We start from the raw sequence: 20,029 nt of genomic DNA, 5'->3' as shown, positions 1-20,029 counted from the left end.
TAGGGGTGTTGATAGAATGGCAGAAGTTGAAAGCTTTACATTAGATCATACCGCAGTCAAGGCGCCTTATGTGCGTTTGATCACGGTAGAAGAAGGACCAAAGGGTGATCAGATCTCAAACTTTGATCTTAGATTGGTCCAACCAAATGAAAATGCGATCCCAACAGCGGGTTTGCATACGATCGAGCATATGTTAGCTGGTTATTTGCGTGACCATATGGATGGCGTGATCGATTGCTCGCCATTTGGTTGCCGGACAGGTTTTCACTTGATCATGTGGGGCGAGCACGATACAGTCGAAGTTGCTAAAGCCTTAAAAGCATCCTTAAATGATATTTTGAATGCTTCTTGGGAAGATGTTCAAGGAACTGACACCAAGAGTTGCGGTAATTACCGTGACCACTCATTGTTCTCAGCTAAGGAATGGTGTCAAAAGATCTTGGATGAAGGTATCTCATCTGATCCATTTGAACGCACAGTAGTAGAATAATCGACAACTTAGGGCTAGCTCAAGTGTTGGGCTAGCCCTTTTTGGGGACTAGGTTAGTAAGCTGTGCCAGATTGAAAAAAATTAAATTAAATTTTTCACATGTAGTGACAAAAGGCGAACTTTAGTGATACATTAATAAAAAATGACTTACGTCGAGGTGAAAATGGTGAGCGGGAATTACAAGAGTGTTTTTGATATTATCGGACCTGTGATGGTAGGTCCTTCAAGTTCGCATACTGCTGGGGCTGTAGCGATCGGTCAAGCAGCCCACAAAATATTTGGCGAGCCGATCGAACAGGTGATAGTCGACTACTATGAATCTTTTGCAAAAACCCATCAAGGGCATGGAACTGACTATGCTGTGATCGCAGGTGTATTAGGGATGCAAACAGACGATCTGCGTGTCCCTGAAGCGGTCGATATCGCACGGGCTCAAGGGATCGAGGTCATTTTTAATGAACATGAAGGAAAAAGTCCGATCGGGCATCCCAATACGGCGATCATTACGCTAAAGAATGCTGATAAAATGATCAAAGTCGGTGGTTGTTCGATCGGTGGCGGTACGATCGAGATCCGAGAACTTGAATTAGATGGCTGTCGTTTTGCACCTTTAGGGCCTTTGCCGATCATGTTGTGCTGGGCTGAGACGGATTTTACAGCCCACATCAAAGAGAGTTTAAATCAAGATAATATCAAGATCAGACATGAGATGACTAATATTTTTGGCCAAGGTAACTTGATCCATGAATTTGATCTTGACCGCTTGCCACCAAAAAATGTTTTAGAGCAGATCAAAGCACAAAGTTGCAGTTTGGTCTGCCTATGATCGAGGAACTTATATGTATAACAGTGTAGCAGAAATAGTAGAAACGGCGCTCAAACAAGATAAGCCTATCTGGGAATTGATGTTAGAACAAGAAATGTCTTATTCACGTGCCAGTCGCGCTGAAGTTTGGGCTAAGATGCAACGCCAATTGGAAGTGATGTTAGCAGCAGCTGACCGCGGGACAAAAGGTGAGGGCGTCCACTCGCCAACGGGGTTGACTGGGGGCGAAGCGGCTAAGATGAGAAAATACCGCGAATCAGGTCAAGGTTTAACGGATGAAACGGTCCTTTATGCGATCGAAAATTCATTAGCCACAAATGAGGTCAATGCGGCTATGGGATTGATCTGTGCGACTCCAACCGCAGGCTCTTCGGGAACGATCCCAGGCGTATTATTTGCCTTACAAAAAAAGCGGGGCTTGACGACAGATCAGATGGTAGCCTTTCTTTTTTGCGCCAGTGCATTTGGAATGGTGACAGCCAACAATGCGATGATCGCAGGTGCCACTGGTGGTTGCCAAGCAGAAGTCGGTAGTGCTTCTGGAATGGCAGCTGCAGCAGCCGTCGAGATCTGTGGTGGTAGTCCAACGCAAGCAGCTGAAGCTTTTGCAATGGCATTGAGCAATTTGCTGGGACTAGTCTGTGATCCAGTCGCGGGCTTAGTTGAGATCCCCTGTGTTAAACGCAATGTTGTTGGTTCGGTCAATGCCCTAGCTGCAGCTGACATGGCTTTAGCAGGTCTGGAAAATAAGATCCCTGCAGATGAAGTTATTTTAGCAATGAAACGGATCGGTAAACGGCTACCAGCTCAGTTACGTGAAACAGGGCTGGGAGGATTAGCCGCTACACCAACGGGGATCAAGATGAAATTGAAGATCTTTGGGCAAGAACTAGATCTAGATTAAAAGCAGTTCAGACGAGCTGCTTTTTTAATAGGCTAAGATCGCTGTTTAATGAATGATACACCCGGATGTGTTATAATTAGTCGATGGATTTTAATTGGGGGCGTTAATAATGGCAGAAGCAATACAATTAGTCGTAGTGACCGGGATGAGTGGTGCTGGTAAGACCGTTGCAATGCAAAGTTTTGAAGATCTCGGGTATTTTTGTGTGGACAATATGCCACCAGCTTTACTAGGGAAATTCTGGGAGTTGGTCAAGGAATCCGGTAAGATCAGTAAGGTCGCTTTGGTGATCGATCTGCGCTCGCGGGCTTTTTACGATGAGATCTTTGGGATGTTACAAGAGTTAGATGATGGTAACGATAATTTACGGCCGAAGATCTTGTTTTTAGATGCGTCGGATGAAGAACTGGTAGCTCGTTATAAGGAAACAAGAAGAGCGCATCCTTTAGCAATGGATGGACGTGTTTTAGATGGTATCCAACGTGAGCGTGAATCGTTATCCGAGATCAAATCTAAAGCTCAGCTTGTGATCGATACGAGTAAGATCTCACCGCGTCAATTACGTGAAGAGCTCTTTTTGAACTTTGAAAGCGATCAAAGTACGGCCTTTCACGTTAATGTAATGTCGTTTGGTTTTAAATATGGAGTCCCGATCGATGCTGACATCGTGATGGATGTTCGTTTCTTACCAAATCCATATTACATTAAAGAATTACGTGAAAAAACCGGTAATGATCAGGCAGTCTATGATTACGTCATGAACTCCGAGATGACTGAAGAATTTTATCAACAATTTATCAAGATGTTGCGTTTTGTGATGCCGGGCTATCAAAAAGAAGGCAAGTCAAGTGTTACGATCGCGATCGGGTGTACTGGTGGACAACACCGTTCAGTGGCCCTGGCTAATCGTATTGGGGAAGCTTTACAAGAGAAATATCCGGTGAACATCACCCACCGCGATATGGCGAAACGAAAGGAGACTGTGAATCGTTCATGATGAAATCAAGAGTAAATCGGCATCGCCCGAAGATCGTGGTGATCGGTGGGGGTACGGGCTTACCCGTTATTTTAAATGGCCTGCGCCAATATGATGTTGATATCACTGCGGTCGTGACGGTGGCTGATGATGGCGGTTCCTCGGGGGTCATTCGAGATTATATCAATGTCGTGCCCCCAGGTGACATCCGTAATGTGTTGGTAGCACTATCAGATATGCCAGAGATCTACAAACAGATCTTTCAATATCGGTTTAAGTCCAACGATCAATTCTTTTCGGGGCATGCGATCGGTAATTTAGTGATCGCTGCTTTATCTGAGATGGATGATCGTGGGATCTTTGATGCGGTCCAAGAACTTTCGGAATTGATGAGGATCCAGGGACACGTTTACCCTGCGTCTGATATTCCGTTGACGTTGAATGCGCGCTTTAATGATGGAACGACTTTGGCAGGGGAATCACATATTTCGGCTGCTGGCAAAACGATCGAAAAAGTTTGGGTGACCTCGATCGATGATGAGAAACCCGAAGCCAAAGAAGAAGTTATTCAAGCGATCATGGAAGCTGATCAGATCGTTTTAGGGCCGGGCAGTTTATTCACCAGTATTTTGCCTAACTTGATGATCGATAATGTTGGGCGGGCTGTTTGTGAGACTAAAGCTGAAGTTGTTTATATCTGTAATATCATGACGCAAAAGGGGGAGACGGAACGTTTTACCGATGCAGAACATGTGCGGGTCTTGAATCGGCATTTAGGACAACGCTTCATCGATACGGTACTGGTCAATACCGAACCAGTACCAAAAGATTATATGGATCGGCAAAAATACGATGAATATTTATATCAAGTGGCTTATGACTTTAACGGTTTGAGAGAACAAGGGTGTCGTGTGATCTCGGACAACTTTTTGAAATTGCGCGACCGTGGTGTTTTTCATGATGGCGAACAGGTCGTGAAAGAATTGATGCGGTTGCTCGGACGCCCTAAGTCATGGTATGCCAATGAATTGAATTAGAGGGGTGGCTAAATGTCATACGCCAGTGACGTAAAAAAAGAATTGACGACACTTGAGGTGCATTTTGGCAATGCCAAGGCGGAATTGATGGCTTTGATCCGGATGAATGGTTCGCTTAGCATCGTCAATCATCAATTTGTTTTGAGTGTCCAAACTGAAAATCCTGCGATCGCTCGGCGCATCTATGTTTTATTAAAACAGTTCTACGATGTTGAAAGTGAATTGCTGGTACGCCGTAAGATGAAGTTAAAGAAGAATAACTTGTATATCGTGCGTTTGAAAACTGGAAGTGATCATGTTTTAAAAGATCTAGATATTTTAGATGGTTTCCAGATCAAAGAAACAGTACCGTTAGCTTTTCTAGATGATGATGCCAAAGTAAGATCTTACTTACGCGGGGCTTTCTTAGCGACTGGATCAGTCAATAATCCAGAAACGAGTCGATACCATTTAGAGATCTATTCGTTGTATGAAGATCATAATGAAACGATCTGCAAGATGGTCAATCGTTATGGTCTAAATGCTCGGACAACTGAGCGGCGAAGTGGCTATATCACCTATCTAAAAGAGGCGGAAAAGATCGCTGATTTTCTATCGTTGATCGGGGCTACGGCTTCAATGTTGAAGTTTGAAGATATCCGGATCGTTCGTGATATGCGAAATTCAGTTAACCGTATCGTCAATTGTGAGAATGCAAACATGAACAAGGTCGCTGATGCAGCCAAACGGCAGATCGAAAATATCGAATATTTGGATCAACGGATCGGGCTTGAGAGTTTACCGCAAAAGTTACAAGAAGTAGCCCAAGCGCGGATCGCTCATCCAGAGGTCAGTTTAAAAGAACTAGGTGAATTAGTTGCTGGGGGACCGATCTCAAAATCAGGGATCAATCATCGTTTGCGTAAGTTAAATGAGTATGCACAGCAGTTGCGTGCAGAAGAAAATGAGAATATTTCAAATGGATAAAGTCGATAATTTAGCTTTTGGCTGAATTGTCGGCTTTATTTGTATATTACATTAAGTTTTTAATGAGTTAGTTATAATTTTTAAGTTGACTTTATAATTATTTTTGGGTAGATTAACAATTATTAAAGCGACCAAAAAGGTCAAGGGGGAATTTTTTATGAGTGTGAAGAAAATAACGGGACGTGAATTTACCTTGAATGTATTGAACGGTATCAGCATGGGGGTGGTAGTCTCATTGATCCCAGGGGCTTTGTTGGGACAATTAATGCAAGCTTTGGCGAAGATCTGGCCGACATTTGCGCATGCAGTCTTGGATATCACTACATTTAATATGAGTCTACTACCGGCGATGGCGGGTTTTAGCGTCGGTTATCTTTTTAAGATGAATATGGTCCAGATGAGTTCGGTCGCTGGGGCTGCGATGGTCGGTTCGGGCGTGATCGTAAAAACGCAGCAAGGATTTGGCTTAGCTGGAACGGATGATGTGATCAACGTTGGGCTAACGATCGTTTTTGCGGTCCTCTTGGCTCAGTTGATCGGAAATAAATTAAAAAATTATACGATCTTATTGTTGCCGATCATTGTGATCATTATTGGTGGTAGTTTAGGTTTGTGGGTCTTGCCTTATGTTAAAGCCGTGACTGGTTTTATCGGAGCTGGGATCAAAACCTTTACGCTCTTACAACCTATTTTGATGGGGATCTTAATGGGTATCTCGTTTGCAGTGTTGATCTGTTCACCGATCAGTTCAGTTGGGATCGCAGCTGCGATCGGGATCACGGGGATCGCTTCAGGATCGGCTAATTTAGGTATTACTGCTGGGGCATTCACTTTAGCGATCATGGGAAGTTCAGTCAATAGCTTGGGAACTGTGATCGCTCACTTCTTTGGTACTCCCAAGATCCAAATGGGCAATATGCTGGAAAAACCTATTCTTTATCTGCCGGTAGTCATCAGTTCGGCGATCATGGGTGGTTTAGGCGCAATATTCAATATTCAAGGTACACCGATGAGTGCTGGCTTTGGCTTTAGTGGCTTGGTCGGACCGCTGACAGCATACGGTTTTATGGCGCCAGGTTGGTTGAGTATCTTAAGTTTGAGCTGTTTGTTCGTAGTACTGCCTGTTCTCTTAGGCTATCTAATGAAATACATTTTTATCGATAAGAAAAAGCTCATTTCTGCGACAGATCTATTATTGAAGACAAACTAAAAAAACAAGAGTGTGAAACATATGCGTTGCTCGCATATTTCACACTCTTGTTTTTTAATGATTATTTTTTTTTTTATTTTTCATGATCCCATCGATCAAACCGTAGTCAACTGCTTGTTGTGCGGTCATGAAGTTATCCCGTTCAGTGTCACGATCGATCGTTTCGATATCTTGTCCAGAATGTTCGGCTAAGATCTCGTTGATCAATTTGCGTGTCTTCAAGATGTGTTCAGCTGCGATCTGGATCTCAGTTGATTGACCTTGTGCCCCGCCTAATGGTTGGTGGATCATGATCTCTGAGTTAGGTAATGCAAAGCGCTTGCCTTTAGCACCAGCTGTAGCTAAAACAGAAGCCATTGAAGCTGCCATTCCCATAACGATCGTTTGCACATCTGCATTAACAAAATTCATAGTATCATAAATTGCTAATCCAGCTGAAACGGAACCACCGGGAGAGTTGATATACATATAGATATCTTTTTCAGGATCTTGAGCATCTAAGAAAAGTAATTGGGCGATGATCGCATTTGCCATATCATCGTTAACTTCACCTGAAACCATGATGATCCGGTCTTTTAAGAGACGAGAATAGATATCATAGGCACGTTCTCCCTGAGATGATTGTTCAATAACTGTAGGAACTAAATTCATAGTGGGAACCTCCGCAATATTAATAAATTTGAAGTCAGTGACTGACTGTATATTGCTATTGTAACCTATTGGTCAAAAATGGTCAAATCAAATAAACTTGCATTTGCTAAAAATTCCTATTATTATTTAGTACGAAATCGGATTAAAAAGGAGAGGCGAAAATGGAAAACGAGCTAAAACGTTATACTGCAGATTGGATCGCATTTAACCATGTTTATGATCAGTTGATCGCTAAAAATCGGCTCACGTCATCATTGCTTTATGTATTTATAGTGTTTAAAAATCATGACTTTAAATTACCGTTGACATGTTTGATCAAAGAAACAGGTCTGCCTAAACAGACTGTTACTTCAATAGTCAACAAGTTGAGCCGAGAAGAAAAGATCATGACCCTTCCCGATCCGACTGATAAACGCAGTAAGATCTTATATTTAAATGAAGTTGGACAAGAGCAGGCGCGGACAGTTTTGGTAGAATTACGAACTAAGGAATTAAAAGCTGCGCAAGCTTTAGGGATAGAAAAGTTGCGCTTATTGAACGATTTAAATGAAGAGATGTTGACCAATTTGAAAGGACAGGTAGAAGAATAAATGAGTTGTGTATATTTAGCAACAGCGATCATCGGTGAATTTTTAGGAACGACTTTTTTGAAGATGTCAGATGGGTTTACGAAACTATCATTTTCGACTTTAGCATTAGTTGCATATGGGCTATGTTTCTTCTTTTTAGCTAAGTCGTTAGAAAATCTAGATTTGAGTTTGGCTTATGCGGTCTGGTCGGGTATCGGGATCGTTTTAGCGACAGCAGTCAGTGTTTTTTATTTTAAGGAAAGCATCAATTGGTTGACCTTATTAGGGATCTCCTTGATCTTGATCGGGGTAGTCATCGTTAATTTATTTGGAACAAGTCATTAAGCACAATAACAGCTCAACGGTAAATGTTAGCTGTTATTTTTTTACAAAAAAATAGCACCTCATTACCAAAATGAGATGCTATTACCGTAGTTTTTGATGCATCACCTGGGAGTCGAACCCAGATTACAAGAACCGGAATCTTGCGTGCGATCCATTACACTAGCGATGCGTACTTTATTATACTAAAATATATTTGATATAATTACAAGTATAAATTTGCAAAAAGGATAAAAAAATGAAACTTAGACAAGATACAACATTACAACAAAAACAACAAGGTAAGTTGATCATGACGCAAAAAATGCAACAATCGATCCAAATGCTCAAATTTAATGCTAGCGAACTTCAAGACTATCTCTCACAGATCGAATTGGATAACCCTTTTGTGGCTGTTTCATTTAATGGTAGCTCAAGCGGACAGCCCTTGCCAGATTTTGTGACCCCGCCCAGCAAGACTAGCTCACTTTTTGATTATTTGCTTGATCAAGTTAATCTGACGATGCGAAAAACCGTTTTACGGGATTGGGTCGTTTACTTTGTTCAAAACTTAGACCAAAATGGGTACCTAAAGCTGGATACCAAAAAGCTGGTCCGTGATAAAAAAATCGACCAAACAACACTTGATGATGCTTTGACTCTTTTGTGGCGCTTAGATCCTCCTGGTGTCGGTGCGCGCGATCTGCAGGAATGCTTGTTACTTCAAATTGAAAGTGAACGAGGGCGTGATGACCTAGCTTATCGTGTGATCGCCGAGCATTTTGAACTTTTTACCCAAAGTAAATGGGAACAGATCGCTAAAAAAATGGCGATCGATCTAAAGCAGATGCAAGCATTGATCGATTATCTAAAAACTTTGTCAGCTGCCCCAGGCAAAGCTTACGATCAAAGTGAAACCGCTTGTATCGCACCAGACCTGATCGTTAAAAATGTTGATGGTACTCTTCAAGCAGAATCAACTACTTTAGTCAAACCGCGGGTCATTTTCCGCAAGAGTTACTATGAAAGTTTAGTCGGTGAACTCGATCAAAGCGTGGCTGATTATTTAAAAGAAAAAAAGAAGCAATATCAAACTTTGGTAGCTGAGTTAGCTCAAAGGCAAAGTACGATCGAGCGGGTCGGGGCAGAGATCTTAGAGCGCCAACCAGAATTTTTTACGGTTCCAGAGCATCCCTTAAAACCGATGCTATTGCGTGATGTAGCACAAAAACTACAGTTACATGAATCAACAGTCAGTCGGGCAGTCAATGGTAAGTATTTGCAAACCGATTTTGGGGTCTTTGAATTACGGAGTTTCTTTTCCCAGGCAGTTAATACTGATCAAGCTGGTAATGAAACTAGTGTTGATGAAGTGTATAAAAAGATCCAGACTTATATCGGAGCCGAAGATAAACATAAGCCACTTTCAGATCAAAAATTGGCAGAGCGGTTACAGGGTGATGGACTAAAAGTGTCCCGTAGAACGGTGGCTAAGTATCGTGAAAAATTAAATATCGCTTCTTCAAGTAAGCGAAAAAGATTTTAAGTGACTAAGTAAAATATTTTCTAAAAAACCTGATCGTTCCTTGAATTACGGGCGATCACTGTGTGTTTTAGAGTTAAAGTTCGTTAATTTATAAACGATCACACTTGTGAAATGCTAAAACTTCGGATAGTCGGTAGTGTGACTAAGTGATTTTCGTTTTTTTTATTGAATTTTCGCGCGCAATACCTTGCAAAAGGGAAATATTGTTGTTATAATTTCATTGTGCTTGGGGGAGTGGGTCATCACGATAAGATAATTCACGATGACTTACTTAAGCGATCAGCTCAGCAATGAGCTGTCCAACCTCTGGACGTTTCATGTCCCACAGAAAGGGAGACGAAGATTATGCACCAAGAGATCGAGTGGATCGAGCGGATCGTTCCAGATGTGATCGATACCTTAAGTCGAAGATATGCAGTGCTAAAGCAGATTGCAACATTTGGACCAATAGGTAGACGTTCATTAGCCGAAGCCTTGGGCATGAGCGAGCGGATCTTACGGAGTGAGGCAGATTGCCTAAAACAACAAGAACTCGTCGCAGCGACTAAGTCTGGGATGGTCTTGACAGATAAGGGTAAAGAAGTTATTCAGGGGTTAGCAAGTTTTATCGATCAATTATTAGATCTTAAGCAATTGGAATTACGTTTGAGCCAAAAACTTGGGATCGAGAATTGCTTGGTCGTTGCTGGTGATAGCGATGATCAGACACAGGTAGTTAATGAGATGGGAAGACTTGTTACCAACACACTTAAGACGTTATTGCCTCGTGGGCGTAATATTATTGCGGCTATGGGCGGGACGACGATGGCGCAGATCGCTGCGTGTTTGACGCCCGATATCAGTGATCAACGTGAACTGCTCTTTGTGCCTGCTAGAGGTGGATTGGGCGAACGCATGGAGATCCAAGCTAATAACGTTTGTGCTCGGATGGCACGCCGAACTGGTGGAAAGAGCCGGTCGCTTTATGTGCCCGAGCAAGTAAGCGAGAGTACGTACCGTCCCTTGCTAAAAGAACCAGCTGTTCAAGAAGTCGTTACTTTGATACGGCAAAGTAATGCTGTGATCCACAGTATCGGAACAGCGATGCATATGGCTCATCGACGTTCGATGTCGCAAGAAATGATCGCGATGTTAAATGAACGCAAAGCAGTCGGTGAAGCCTTTGGTTACTTTTTTGATGAGGCAGGACAGGTCGTGTATCGGATCTCCCGTATCGGGATCCAGTTAGAAGACCTCGCTTCTATGGAATGTGTAATTGCCGTCGCTGGTGGCACCTCAAAAGCCAAAGCGATCGTCTCTTACATGAAACACGCTCCTAAACAAACATGTCTGATCACAGACGAAGGAGCAGCAAAAGCGATTTTAAAAGAGTAGTGTTTTGAACATTACTTTTTAAAATAAATTTTTATTTCCTAAAGGAGGAAATTGTAGTATGACTACTAAAGTAGGTATTAATGGTTTTGGTCGTATCGGCCGTTTAGCATTCCGTCGTATTGCTGAAACATCAAAAGACTTGGAAATCGTTGCTATCAACGACTTGACATCTCCAGCAATGTTGGCTCACTTGTTGAAATATGACACAGCTCATGGTCAATTTGAAGGTGAAGTTTCCGCAACAGAAAACGCACTTATCGTTAACGGTAAGGAAATTCCTGTTTACGCAGAAGCAGACGCACGCAACATTCCTTGGGTTAAGAACGATGGTGTAGAATTGGTTCTTGAATCAACAGGTTTCTACACATCTCCAGAAAAGGCACAAGCACACGTAGAAGCAGGCGCTAAGAAAGTTCTTGTTTCAGCTCCAGCTGGCAAGATGAAGACGATCGTTTACGGTGTTAACGATGATACATTGACACCAGAAGACCAAATCGTTTCCGCTGCTTCATGTACAACAAACTGCTTGGCACCACTTGCTAAGGCTGTTAACGATGCATTCGGCATCAAAGCTGGTACAATGACAACAATCCACGCTTACACAGCTACACAAAAATTACAAGATGGTCCAGATCGCGGTGGTAACGTACGTAACGCACGTGCTGCAGCTCAAAACACAATTCCTCACTCAACAGGTGCTGCTAAAGCTATCGGCTTAGTTGTTCCAGAATTGAACGGCAAGTTAGACGGCCATGCACAACGTGTTCCTGTTATCACAGGTTCATTAACAGAATTAGTTGCAACTCTTGACAAAGAAGTTACAGCTGAAGAAGTTAACGAAGCAGTTAAGAAAGTTACAGAAAACAACCCATCATTTGGTTACAATGCTGACGGTATCGTTTCTTCAGATATCATCGGTACATCATTTGGTTCTATCTTCGACCCAACACAAACACAAGTTGTTGGTGAAGGCGATGCACAAGTTGTTAAGACTGTTGCATGGTACGACAACGAAGCTGGCTTTACAGCACAAATGATCCGTACATTAGAAAAATTTGCAAGCATGCTTTAAGATTTAGCTAAACGCTAATTTTAACTTGTTATGCAGGTTATGAGGCGGGGGGAGGCAGACTCCTCCCGCCTTTTATTTTTAACAAATCATGGAGGCTTACTTATGTCTAAACTTATTGTTTCAGATTTAAAAGATCTTAAAGGTAAAAAAGTTTTAGTTCGTGTTGACTTTAATGTTCCTATCAAAGACGGTGTTATCGGTGATGATAACCGTATGGTAGCTGCATTGCCAACGATCAAATACATCACAGATCAAGGTGGCAAGGCTATCTTATTCTCACACCTTGGCCGTATCAAGACTGAAGAAGACAAAGAAAAGTTGTCTTTACGTCCAGTTGCAGAACACTTAGCTGATCTTTTGAACAAGAAAGTTACTTTTGTACCAGCTACACGTGGTGAACAATTAGAAAAAGCTATTGCTGAAATGGAAGATGGCGATGTTTTAGTTGTTGAAAATACACGTTTTGAAGACTTAGACGGTAAGAAAGAATCTGGCAACGATCCAGAACTTGGCAAGTACTGGGCATCACTTGGCGATGTATTCGTTAACGATGCATTTGGTACAGCACACCGTTCACACGCTTCTAACGTTGGTATCGCAAGCAACATGGAACAAGCAGCTGCTGGTTTCTTATTAGAAAAAGAAATCAAGTTCTTGGGTGAAGCTGTTGACAACCCAGTACATCCATTCGTTGCTATCTTAGGTGGTGCTAAGGTTTCTGACAAGATCGGTGTTATCGAACACTTACTTGACAAAGCTGACAAGATCATCGTTGGTGGTGGGATGACATACACATTCTACGCTGCTAAAGGTATCAAGATCGGTAACTCTTTAGTTGAAGAAGACAAGATCGATTTAGCTAAAGAATTGCTTGAAAAAGCTGGCGACAAGATCGTTTTACCAGTTGATAACGTATGCGCACCTGAATTCAACAACGATGCACCTACAGAAGTCTTTGAAGGCGACATTCCTGATGGCTACATGGCGCTTGATATCGGACCAAAGTCTGTTGCATTGTTCAAGGATGTCTTGAAAGATGCTAAGACAGTTGTTTGGAACGGACCTATGGGTGTGTTTGAAATGTCTAACTTCGCTAAGGGTACACTTGGCGTTGGTGAATTCTTAGGCACATTGACAGATGCAACTACGATCGTTGGTGGTGGTGACTCAACTGCTGCTGTTAAGAAATTAGGTATCGCAGATAAGTTGACACACATCTCTACTGGTGGTGGTGCTTCCCTTGAATATCTTGAAGGTAAGACACTTCCTGGTATTGCTGCCGTTTCTGACAAGTAATAACCATTGATCAATTGCTGACAGGGGTAATATTTTTGCCCCTGCCAGTTTGTTTAGACAATTTTCTTTGAAAGGATGATTTTCGTGCGTACACCAATTATTGCAGGTAACTGGAAGATGAACATGAATCCAGAACAAACTGCTGAATTTGTAAAAGCTGTTAAAGATAAATTACCAAAAGCAACAGAAGTAGAATCTGTTATTGCTGCTCCTGCTGTTGACTTACCAGCATTATTAGAAAATGCTAAAGGTTCAGAATTAAAAGTAGCTGCTGAAAACTGCTACTTTGAAGATGAAGGTGCCTTCACAGGTGAAACTTCACCTAAAGTTTTAAAAGAAATGGGCGTTGACTATGTGATCATCGGTCACTCCGAACGTCGCGACTACTTCCATGAAACAGACGAAGACATCAACAAAAAAGCACATGCTATCTTTAACAATGGCATGACACCTATCGTTTGCTGTGGTGAATCTTTAGAAACTCGTGAAGCTGGCAAGGCTGAAGAATGGGTCGAAGCACAAGTTAAGGCTGCACTTAAAGACTTAACAGCAGAACAAGTTTCAAACCTTGTGATCGCTTATGAACCAATTTGGGCTATCGGTACAGGTAAGACAGCTACATCTGACCAAGCAGAAGAAATCTGTGCAGTTGTAAGAAAGACTGTTGCTGACTTATACGACCAAGACGTTGCTGATAAAGTTCGCATCCAATACGGTGGTTCTGTAAAACCAGCTAACGTTAAAGAATTAATGGCTAAGCCAAACATCGATGGTGGCTTAGTTGGTGGGGCTTCATTAGTTCCTGAATCATATCTAGAATTGGTTAATTTTAACGACTAGATTAATTTTTGCTTGAACCTTCATGAAATGGATTGAAAGTTTAGGCCAAAACCATTAAAATAATTGATGAGGACAATATTTCTCAAAGTCAATCAAACTAAAAGGAGAGTAATATTTTATGTCTGCAATTACAGAAATTTATGCTCGCGAAGTCTTAGACTCACGTGGCAACCCAACAGTTGAAGCTGAAGTTTACACAGAAGATGGCGGTTTTGGTCGCGGTATCGTGCCTTCCGGTGCTTCTACAGGTGAACACGAAGCTGTTGAATTGCGTGACGGCGACAAGTCACGTTACATGGGCAAAGGTGTTACAAAAGCTGTTGCTAATGTAAATGACATTATCGCAAAAGAAATCGTTGGCTACGAAGTAACAGACCAAATCGCTATCGACAAGGCTATGATCGCTTTGGACGGTACACCAAACAAAGGTAAGCTTGGTGCTAACGCTATCTTGGCTGTTTCCATCGCTGTTGCTCGTGCAGCTGCTGATGAATTACAAGTGCCATTGTACAACTACATGGGTGGTACAAACGCACACGTATTGCCAACACCAATGATGAACGTTATCAACGGTGGTGCACACTCAGATAACAAGGTTGACTTCCAAGAATTCATGATCATGCCTGTTGGTGCTTCTTCAATCAAAGAAGCTGTTCGCATGGGTTCTGAAACATTCCACAACTTGCAAAAACTTCTTGCAGCTGATGGTAAAGTAACTTCTGTTGGTGACGAAGGTGGTTTCGCTCCTGACTTTGCTAACAACGAAGAACCATTACAATACTTGATCAAAGCTATCGAAGCAGCTGGCTACAAGCCTGGCAAGGATATCTCCATTGCTATCGACGTTGCTTCTTCAGAACTTTGGGATGGTGAAACTGGCAAGTACAAACTTCGCTGGTCAACAGGCGAAGAATTCACAACTGCTGAATTCATCAAATATCTTGAAGGTTTAGTTGCTAAATACCCAATCATCTCTATCGAAGATCCTATCGACGAAAACAACTGGGATGACTGGAAAGAAATCACAGCTGAACTTGGCAAGAAAGTTCAATTGGTTGGTGACGACTTCTTCGTTACAAACACACAATACTTAGCTAAGGGTATCCGTATGGGTTGTGCTAACTCAATCTTGATCAAAGTTAACCAAATCGGTACTTTGACAGAAACTTTCGAAGCTATCGAAATGGCTAAGGAAGCTGGTTACACAGCTATCGTTTCCCACCGTTCTGGTGAAACAGAAGATACAACAATTGCTGACTTGGTTGTTGCTACAAACGCTGGCCAAATCAAGACAGGTTCTATGAGCCGTACAGACCGTATCGCTAAGTACAACCAATTAATGCGTATCGAAGATCAATTGACAAGTGGCGTTGCTCAATACAAAGGTATCAACTCCTTCTACAACTTGAGCGAACAAGCTCGTCAAGCAATCGAAGAAAAATAATTAGTTGATTGACTTAACAATCTAGTAGTATAGCTACTACAAAAAGAGACCTGTTGTGGGTCTCTTTTTGTTTCTACATATAAATTTTTCTAGGGGGGCACTGTTTGCAAGATAGGCAGTGGAAGAAAAGATGAAAAAAATCAGTTTAAAGAGTTTAAATTATGTGCGCTTTCGGTTTATAATTCGCGGAGCTCTAGTTGGGATATTAGTAGGTTTTGTAGTCAGTTTATTTCGGTTAGTGATCGAAAATTTACTTAAATTGATGCAGGGTGTTTATCCAAAATTATTGACCGAACCAAAATTTTGGCCAATAGTTATCCTTTTTTTAATATTCGTATTAGGTGTGAATGCCCATTTTTTGGCTAAAGAACCTAATATCAGTGGTTCTGGGATCCCACAAGTTGAAGGCCAGTTGGCTGGGCTAATTGAAGTTGATTGGTGGTCAGTCTTATGGCGTAAATGGATCGGGGGTGTCCTAGCGATCGGATCAGGACTATTTTTAGGGCGCGAGGGTCCTTCGATCCAATTAGGAGCGATGGTCGGGCAAGGCGTCTCGCAAAAGTTACACTTAAGCAAAAGTGAGCAACGCTGCTTACTGGCAGGTGGAGCAGCTGCTGGACTAGCCGCTGCTTTTAATGCTCCGATCGCAGCGTCATTATTTGTGATCGAGGAGATATATCACAATTTTTCTCCTTTTGTTTGGACGACTTCATTGGCTGCGGCCGTTACGGCTAATTTTGTTTCACTTAACTTTTTTGGATTGCGTCCCGTGTTATATCTACCTCATGATCAAAGTTTTCCGCCGAGCAGCTATTGGGCCTTAGTTATTTTAGGGATCTTCTTGGGTTTGTTGGGCTTAGTATATGAATTTCTGACGCTTAATAGTAGTTATCTGTATCAAAAGTTAAAGTGGCTCTCACCCCGCTTTTATGGAGTGATACCGCTGGCTATAGTGATTTTTATCGGGATGTATTGGCCTCAATACCTAGGTGGGGGCAATAACCTGATCGTCAGTTTACCAGCGTGGCATTTGACGTTAGGTAGCTTACTGTGCTTGTTTTTATTACGCTTAGTTTTTTCGACGTTATCATACGGTTCGAGCTTGCCTGGGGGGATCTTTTTACCGATCTTGACGTTAGGAGCTTTACTGGGGGCACTTTACTGGAAGGCCTTGGCGCAAATGGGGCTTTTATCCGATGCTTTTTTAGTCAACTGCATGGTCTATGCAATGGCAGGGTATTTTGCAGGGATCGGCAAAGCACCCTTTACCGCGATCCTATTAGTAACTGAGATGGTCGGTTCCTTAGAACACTTGATGCCTCTAGCCTTGGTCTCCTTAACGGCTTATGCAGTTTGTGATATTTTACACGGTAAGCCGATCTATGAAGCGATGTTGGCCAATCTAAGCGCCCATACTGATAAGCAAAAAATGCTGCTTAAAGTTGATCAGCATGAACAATTTGAGTTCCCGATCTTTGCTGGTTCAAAATTACAAGATCGCCAAGTAAAGACGATTGCTTGGCCTAAAGAGTGCCTATTGTTGACGATCCGTCGCGGTGAAAAAGAGATCTTGCCCCATGGAGAAACTTTACTCAAAGCAGGGGATACTTTAGTTATCTTGACTGTGCCGGCAAAGCGAGCTTTGATCAGAGCTAAATTGACCCAGTTATCGGACTTACCACCAAATTAGCGGGAAATGTTACTGGAAAAATTTGAGTAAGTATGCTAAATTATAATAGATATAGTTTACCATAGCGGGTAAGGAGGTAAATTTAGATTGTACAATATACTTTTAACACTATTGCTGATCGTTTCAGTGCTGATCATTATTGCTGTTTTAATGCAACCAGCTAAGACTGACAATGCATCCTCAGCCTTATCTGGGGGCGCAACAGAATTATTTAGTAAGCAAAAACCACGTGGATTTGAAGCATTTATGCAAAAGGTCACGGCCGTTTTAGGTGTCGTATTCTTTGCGCTATCCTTAGCTCTAGTATACATTTCAGCACACTAGCTTTATAAGACAAAGCCTCCTGCATGATGATCACAGGGGGCTTTTTTCGAGTAAAAGTCATGACAGTGAATGTTAATTATTTCAAAATGAGGATTTAAATGGAAAAAGAAAAGATAAAAGAATCACTAATAAATTATTTTGAAGCTGAACCTGAAAAGAAATTCACTGTTCAGGAGTTAGCTGATAAATTAGAAATGAATAAAGCTGGGCAATTTAATTTTGTTGTCCAAGCAGTCGCTCAACTTGAACATGATAAGGTGATCGCCTTGAATGATGAAGGTCTTTTTAGTGCTGTAAAGCATGAAAGTGCACCTAAATTTACGGGGATCTTTCACGCAAATGACCGCGGTTTTGGTTTTGTAACGGTCGATCCTGAAGAACCAGATTACTTTATCAACCCAACGCAAACACTTTCAGCCTTGAATGGGGATGAAGTTGAGGTCGAAATGATCACAGCTGGGGATCCAGCGATCGGTAAGCGTCCTGAAGGTAAAGTTACGGGGATCGTCCAACGCAATTTGACTCAAGTCGTAGGTGAATTCAAGCCGCTTGAGGATGAAAACGTACCTAGTGGGATCATTGGAACCGTCCATTTACGGGACAAAAAGTTATCCAACTACCGCTTTTTAGTTGAAGATATTGGCTTACATCCGGTCGAAGGTGAGATCGTCTTAGCTGATATTACGACTTATCCTAGTTCAGATCTTCCAGGGGTCATCAAAGGGGTCGCAACTAAGGTCATCGGTAATATCAATGATCCGGGGATCGACATTTTACAGATCGTCTATCAACACGATATCCCACATAAATTCCCTGAAGACGTCATGGAACAAGTCGCACAGATCCCAGATCATGTGACACCAGAACAAAAAGTCGGACGGCGCGATCTGACTGACGAACAGATGGTGACGATCGATAGTATCGAATCTAAAGACTTAGATGATGCCGTTAGTGTCCGTAAATTAGATAATGGCAACTATCATTTAGGGGTACATATCGCTGATGTATCGCACTATGTGACCCCGAATACGCCACTAGATAGAGAAGCATTCGAACGGGGAACTTCGGTTTATTTGACTGACCGGGTCATTCCGATGATCCCAGCTAAATTATCAAACGGGATCTGTTCATTGAACCCACAAGTCGAACGTTTGGCTTTGACTTGTGAGATGGAGATCGATCCGCAAGGCGAAGTCGTTTCCCATGAGATCTTCCCAAGTGTGATCAAGACGACGGAACGAATGACTTATAAAGCGATCAACAAGATCTTAGAGTCTGATGATCAAAAAGAAAAAGAGCGTTATCGTGAATTAGTCCCAATGTTTGAAGAAATGGGCGAATTGCATAAGATCTTATTGAAGATGCGCAAGCGCCGTGGTGCGATCGAATTTGAAGATACGGAAGCTAAGATCATCGTGGATGAAAAAGGACATGCGATCGATATTCAATTGCGTGAACGTGGAATAAGTGAACGCATGGTCGAATCCTTTATGTTAGCCGCAAATGAAACGGTAGCAGCGCACTACAAGGATCTTCACGTTCCATTTATCTACCGGATCCATGAAACACCAAAAGAAGAAAAGATCAAATCTTTCTTTGAAATGTTATCTGGTCTAGGGGTCGAAGTAACTGGTAAAGTGAGCGATATTCAACCTAAGATGCTTCAAAAGATCTTAAAGAAAGTTGCCGGTAAGCCAGAAGAACCAATGGTATCAGTGATGTTATTGCGGTCGATGCAACAAGCTAAATATTCGCCAGAACCGTTGGGCCACTTTGGCTTAGCTGCTAAAGACTATACGCACTTTACTTCACCGATCAGACGTTATCCTGACTTGATGGTTCACCGCATGATCCATTACTATGCTGAAAATGGTATCGGAGAAGGTAGTCAAGCCAAATTCCAAGCTGAATTACCAGAAGTGAGCCAACACAGTTCGCAAGCTGAACGGCGCGCGATCGATGCTGAACGTGATACAGATGCGATGAAGAAGGCAGAATACATGGCTGATCATGTAGGTGAAGAATTCGATGCTGTCGTTAGTTCAGTTACTAAATTTGGGATGTTTGTTGAATTACCAAATACAGTTGAAGGCCTGATCCATATCAGTGAGATCAACGATGACTATTATATCTTTGTTGAAAAGCAAATGGCTTTAGTTGGACGTAAGACAAAACAAACTTACCGCATCGGTCAACCGATCCGTGTCAAATTAGTTAATGTCAATGCTGAACAAAAAGAGATCGACTTTAAGCTATTGAATTTAGGCAAAGCACCAAAATCCGATCTATTAGAAGGTGTCGAATTACCTGAAATGTCACCAAAACGTAAATTTGACCGGAAAAATGGCGATAAACGTGGTCAAAAGCGTCCATTCAAACGTCAAAATAATAATAATGGTCGTCGGGATAATCGGCATAGTTCACAACGTTCAAACAATCAAAATGGGCGGAAACCATTTTATAAAAAACGTCGCGACAAAAAATAGCAGTTTA

General features: G+C 42.0%; 19 protein-coding genes. 18 read left to right on the top strand and 1 reads right to left on the bottom strand.

The window, feature by feature from the left end; all coding sequences use genetic code 11:
* Nucleotides 1-16 precede the first annotated feature (16 nt).
* The 7 genes from FC30_RS04145 to FC30_RS04115 all read left to right on the top strand — a co-directional run bounded on the left by FC30_RS04145 (nucleotide 17) and on the right by FC30_RS04115 (nucleotide 6,409).
* Complete coding sequence (locus tag FC30_RS04145) at nucleotides 17-490, top strand: S-ribosylhomocysteine lyase (RefSeq protein ID WP_010689289.1); 474 nt, start codon at nucleotides 17-19, stop codon at nucleotides 488-490.
* Between the two features lie 163 nt (nucleotides 491-653).
* The gene (locus FC30_RS04140) at nucleotides 654-1,316 is read left to right on the top strand and encodes a serine dehydratase beta chain (RefSeq protein ID WP_191975475.1); all 663 of its coding nucleotides are present in this window, start codon (nucleotides 654-656) and stop codon (nucleotides 1,314-1,316) included.
* A gap of 13 nt (nucleotides 1,317-1,329) precedes the next feature.
* A complete protein-coding gene (gene sdaAA, locus FC30_RS04135; protein ID WP_010689287.1) occupies nucleotides 1,330-2,220 on the top strand; it encodes an L-serine ammonia-lyase, iron-sulfur-dependent, subunit alpha in 891 nt (296 codons plus the stop codon).
* A gap of 109 nt (nucleotides 2,221-2,329) precedes the next feature.
* A complete protein-coding gene (rapZ, locus tag FC30_RS04130) occupies nucleotides 2,330-3,217 on the top strand; it encodes an RNase adapter RapZ (RefSeq protein WP_010689286.1) in 888 nt (295 codons plus the stop codon).
* Nucleotides 3,214-4,233, top strand: a complete 1,020-nt coding sequence (locus FC30_RS04125; RefSeq protein WP_010689285.1) for a gluconeogenesis factor YvcK family protein — start codon at nucleotides 3,214-3,216, stop codon at nucleotides 4,231-4,233. The genes rapZ and FC30_RS04125 overlap by 4 nt, the downstream gene beginning before the upstream one ends.
* A gap of 12 nt (nucleotides 4,234-4,245) precedes the next feature.
* Entirely contained in the window at nucleotides 4,246-5,199 is a 954-nt protein-coding gene (gene whiA, locus FC30_RS04120) for a DNA-binding protein WhiA (RefSeq protein ID WP_010689284.1), read from the top strand.
* A gap of 157 nt (nucleotides 5,200-5,356) precedes the next feature.
* Entirely contained in the window at nucleotides 5,357-6,409 is a 1,053-nt protein-coding gene (locus FC30_RS04115) for a PTS sugar transporter subunit IIC (RefSeq protein ID WP_010689283.1), read from the top strand.
* 54 nt (nucleotides 6,410-6,463) lie between these two features.
* On the opposite strand, the gene clpP is transcribed toward FC30_RS04115, so the two are convergent.
* Nucleotides 6,464-7,060, bottom strand: a complete 597-nt coding sequence (gene clpP / locus FC30_RS04110; RefSeq protein WP_056938479.1) for an ATP-dependent Clp endopeptidase proteolytic subunit ClpP — start codon at nucleotides 7,058-7,060, stop codon at nucleotides 6,464-6,466.
* 161 nt (nucleotides 7,061-7,221) lie between these two features.
* Here clpP and FC30_RS04105 point away from each other — a divergent pair, with 161 nt between their 5' ends.
* The 11 genes from FC30_RS04105 to rnr all read left to right on the top strand — a co-directional run bounded on the left by FC30_RS04105 (nucleotide 7,222) and on the right by rnr (nucleotide 20,022).
* Nucleotides 7,222-7,650 (top strand): MarR family winged helix-turn-helix transcriptional regulator, encoded by a 429-nt coding sequence (locus FC30_RS04105; RefSeq protein WP_010689281.1) that lies wholly within the window; start codon nucleotides 7,222-7,224, stop codon nucleotides 7,648-7,650.
* Nucleotides 7,651-7,974, top strand: coding sequence for a DMT family transporter (locus FC30_RS04100; protein ID WP_010689280.1), 324 nt, complete (start codon nucleotides 7,651-7,653; stop codon nucleotides 7,972-7,974). It begins immediately after the preceding gene.
* Between the two features lie 235 nt (nucleotides 7,975-8,209).
* Nucleotides 8,210-9,496: an RNA polymerase factor sigma-54 gene (gene rpoN / locus FC30_RS04095; RefSeq protein ID WP_056938478.1), complete on the top strand. Its 1,287-nt coding sequence runs from the start codon at nucleotides 8,210-8,212 to the stop codon at nucleotides 9,494-9,496.
* A 345-nt stretch (nucleotides 9,497-9,841) separates the two neighbouring features.
* Nucleotides 9,842-10,870: a sugar-binding transcriptional regulator gene (locus tag FC30_RS04090; protein ID WP_010689279.1), complete on the top strand. Its 1,029-nt coding sequence runs from the start codon at nucleotides 9,842-9,844 to the stop codon at nucleotides 10,868-10,870.
* Between the two features lie 58 nt (nucleotides 10,871-10,928).
* Nucleotides 10,929-11,942 carry a type I glyceraldehyde-3-phosphate dehydrogenase gene (gene gap / locus FC30_RS04085; RefSeq protein WP_010689278.1) on the top strand — a complete coding sequence of 338 codons (1,014 nt, stop codon included), beginning with the start codon at nucleotides 10,929-10,931 and terminating at the stop codon, nucleotides 11,940-11,942.
* 102 nt (nucleotides 11,943-12,044) lie between these two features.
* Nucleotides 12,045-13,238 carry a phosphoglycerate kinase gene (locus tag FC30_RS04080; RefSeq protein ID WP_010689277.1) on the top strand — a complete coding sequence of 398 codons (1,194 nt, stop codon included), beginning with the start codon at nucleotides 12,045-12,047 and terminating at the stop codon, nucleotides 13,236-13,238.
* Nucleotides 13,239-13,322: 84 nt separating this feature from the next.
* Nucleotides 13,323-14,078 (top strand): triose-phosphate isomerase, encoded by a 756-nt coding sequence (tpiA, locus tag FC30_RS04075; RefSeq protein ID WP_029507338.1) that lies wholly within the window; start codon nucleotides 13,323-13,325, stop codon nucleotides 14,076-14,078.
* 118 nt (nucleotides 14,079-14,196) lie between these two features.
* Nucleotides 14,197-15,522, top strand: a complete 1,326-nt coding sequence (gene eno / locus FC30_RS04070; protein ID WP_004048249.1) for a phosphopyruvate hydratase — start codon at nucleotides 14,197-14,199, stop codon at nucleotides 15,520-15,522.
* A 130-nt stretch (nucleotides 15,523-15,652) separates the two neighbouring features.
* The gene (locus FC30_RS04065; protein WP_033193024.1) at nucleotides 15,653-17,212 is read left to right on the top strand and encodes a ClC family H(+)/Cl(-) exchange transporter; all 1,560 of its coding nucleotides are present in this window, start codon (nucleotides 15,653-15,655) and stop codon (nucleotides 17,210-17,212) included.
* 87 nt (nucleotides 17,213-17,299) lie between these two features.
* Nucleotides 17,300-17,536 (top strand): preprotein translocase subunit SecG, encoded by a 237-nt coding sequence (secG, locus tag FC30_RS04060; protein ID WP_010689272.1) that lies wholly within the window; start codon nucleotides 17,300-17,302, stop codon nucleotides 17,534-17,536.
* A gap of 98 nt (nucleotides 17,537-17,634) precedes the next feature.
* The gene (gene rnr / locus FC30_RS04055) at nucleotides 17,635-20,022 is read left to right on the top strand and encodes a ribonuclease R (protein WP_010689271.1); all 2,388 of its coding nucleotides are present in this window, start codon (nucleotides 17,635-17,637) and stop codon (nucleotides 20,020-20,022) included.
* Nucleotides 20,023-20,029: the final 7 nt, after the last annotated feature.

This window comes from Ligilactobacillus animalis KCTC 3501 = DSM 20602 (genome assembly GCF_001434535.1).
GTDB lineage: Bacteria > Bacillota > Bacilli > Lactobacillales > Lactobacillaceae > Ligilactobacillus > Ligilactobacillus animalis.
This window is presented reverse-complemented; position numbering and strand designations above follow the sequence as displayed.

Coding starts and splice junctions, on each gene's coding strand:
- FC30_RS04100 (WP_010689280.1), top strand. CDS start 7,651: ATGAGTTGTGTATATTTAGCAACAGCGATCATCGGTGAATTTTTAGGA.
- FC30_RS04080 (WP_010689277.1), top strand. CDS start 12,045: ATGTCTAAACTTATTGTTTCAGATTTAAAAGATCTTAAAGGTAAAAAA.
- clpP (WP_056938479.1), bottom strand. CDS start 7,060: ATGAATTTAGTTCCTACAGTTATTGAACAATCATCTCAGGGAGAACGT.
- FC30_RS04145 (WP_010689289.1), top strand. CDS start 17: ATGGCAGAAGTTGAAAGCTTTACATTAGATCATACCGCAGTCAAGGCG.
- FC30_RS04125 (WP_010689285.1), top strand. CDS start 3,214: ATGATGAAATCAAGAGTAAATCGGCATCGCCCGAAGATCGTGGTGATC.
- FC30_RS04090 (WP_010689279.1), top strand. CDS start 9,842: ATGCACCAAGAGATCGAGTGGATCGAGCGGATCGTTCCAGATGTGATC.
- rnr (WP_010689271.1), top strand. CDS start 17,635: ATGGAAAAAGAAAAGATAAAAGAATCACTAATAAATTATTTTGAAGCT.
- FC30_RS04065 (WP_033193024.1), top strand. CDS start 15,653: ATGAAAAAAATCAGTTTAAAGAGTTTAAATTATGTGCGCTTTCGGTTT.
- sdaAA (WP_010689287.1), top strand. CDS start 1,330: ATGTATAACAGTGTAGCAGAAATAGTAGAAACGGCGCTCAAACAAGAT.
- whiA (WP_010689284.1), top strand. CDS start 4,246: ATGTCATACGCCAGTGACGTAAAAAAAGAATTGACGACACTTGAGGTG.
- FC30_RS04140 (WP_191975475.1), top strand. CDS start 654: ATGGTGAGCGGGAATTACAAGAGTGTTTTTGATATTATCGGACCTGTG.
- FC30_RS04115 (WP_010689283.1), top strand. CDS start 5,357: ATGAGTGTGAAGAAAATAACGGGACGTGAATTTACCTTGAATGTATTG.
- FC30_RS04105 (WP_010689281.1), top strand. CDS start 7,222: ATGGAAAACGAGCTAAAACGTTATACTGCAGATTGGATCGCATTTAAC.
- gap (WP_010689278.1), top strand. CDS start 10,929: ATGACTACTAAAGTAGGTATTAATGGTTTTGGTCGTATCGGCCGTTTA.
- rapZ (WP_010689286.1), top strand. CDS start 2,330: ATGGCAGAAGCAATACAATTAGTCGTAGTGACCGGGATGAGTGGTGCT.
- eno (WP_004048249.1), top strand. CDS start 14,197: ATGTCTGCAATTACAGAAATTTATGCTCGCGAAGTCTTAGACTCACGT.
- rpoN (WP_056938478.1), top strand. CDS start 8,210: ATGAAACTTAGACAAGATACAACATTACAACAAAAACAACAAGGTAAG.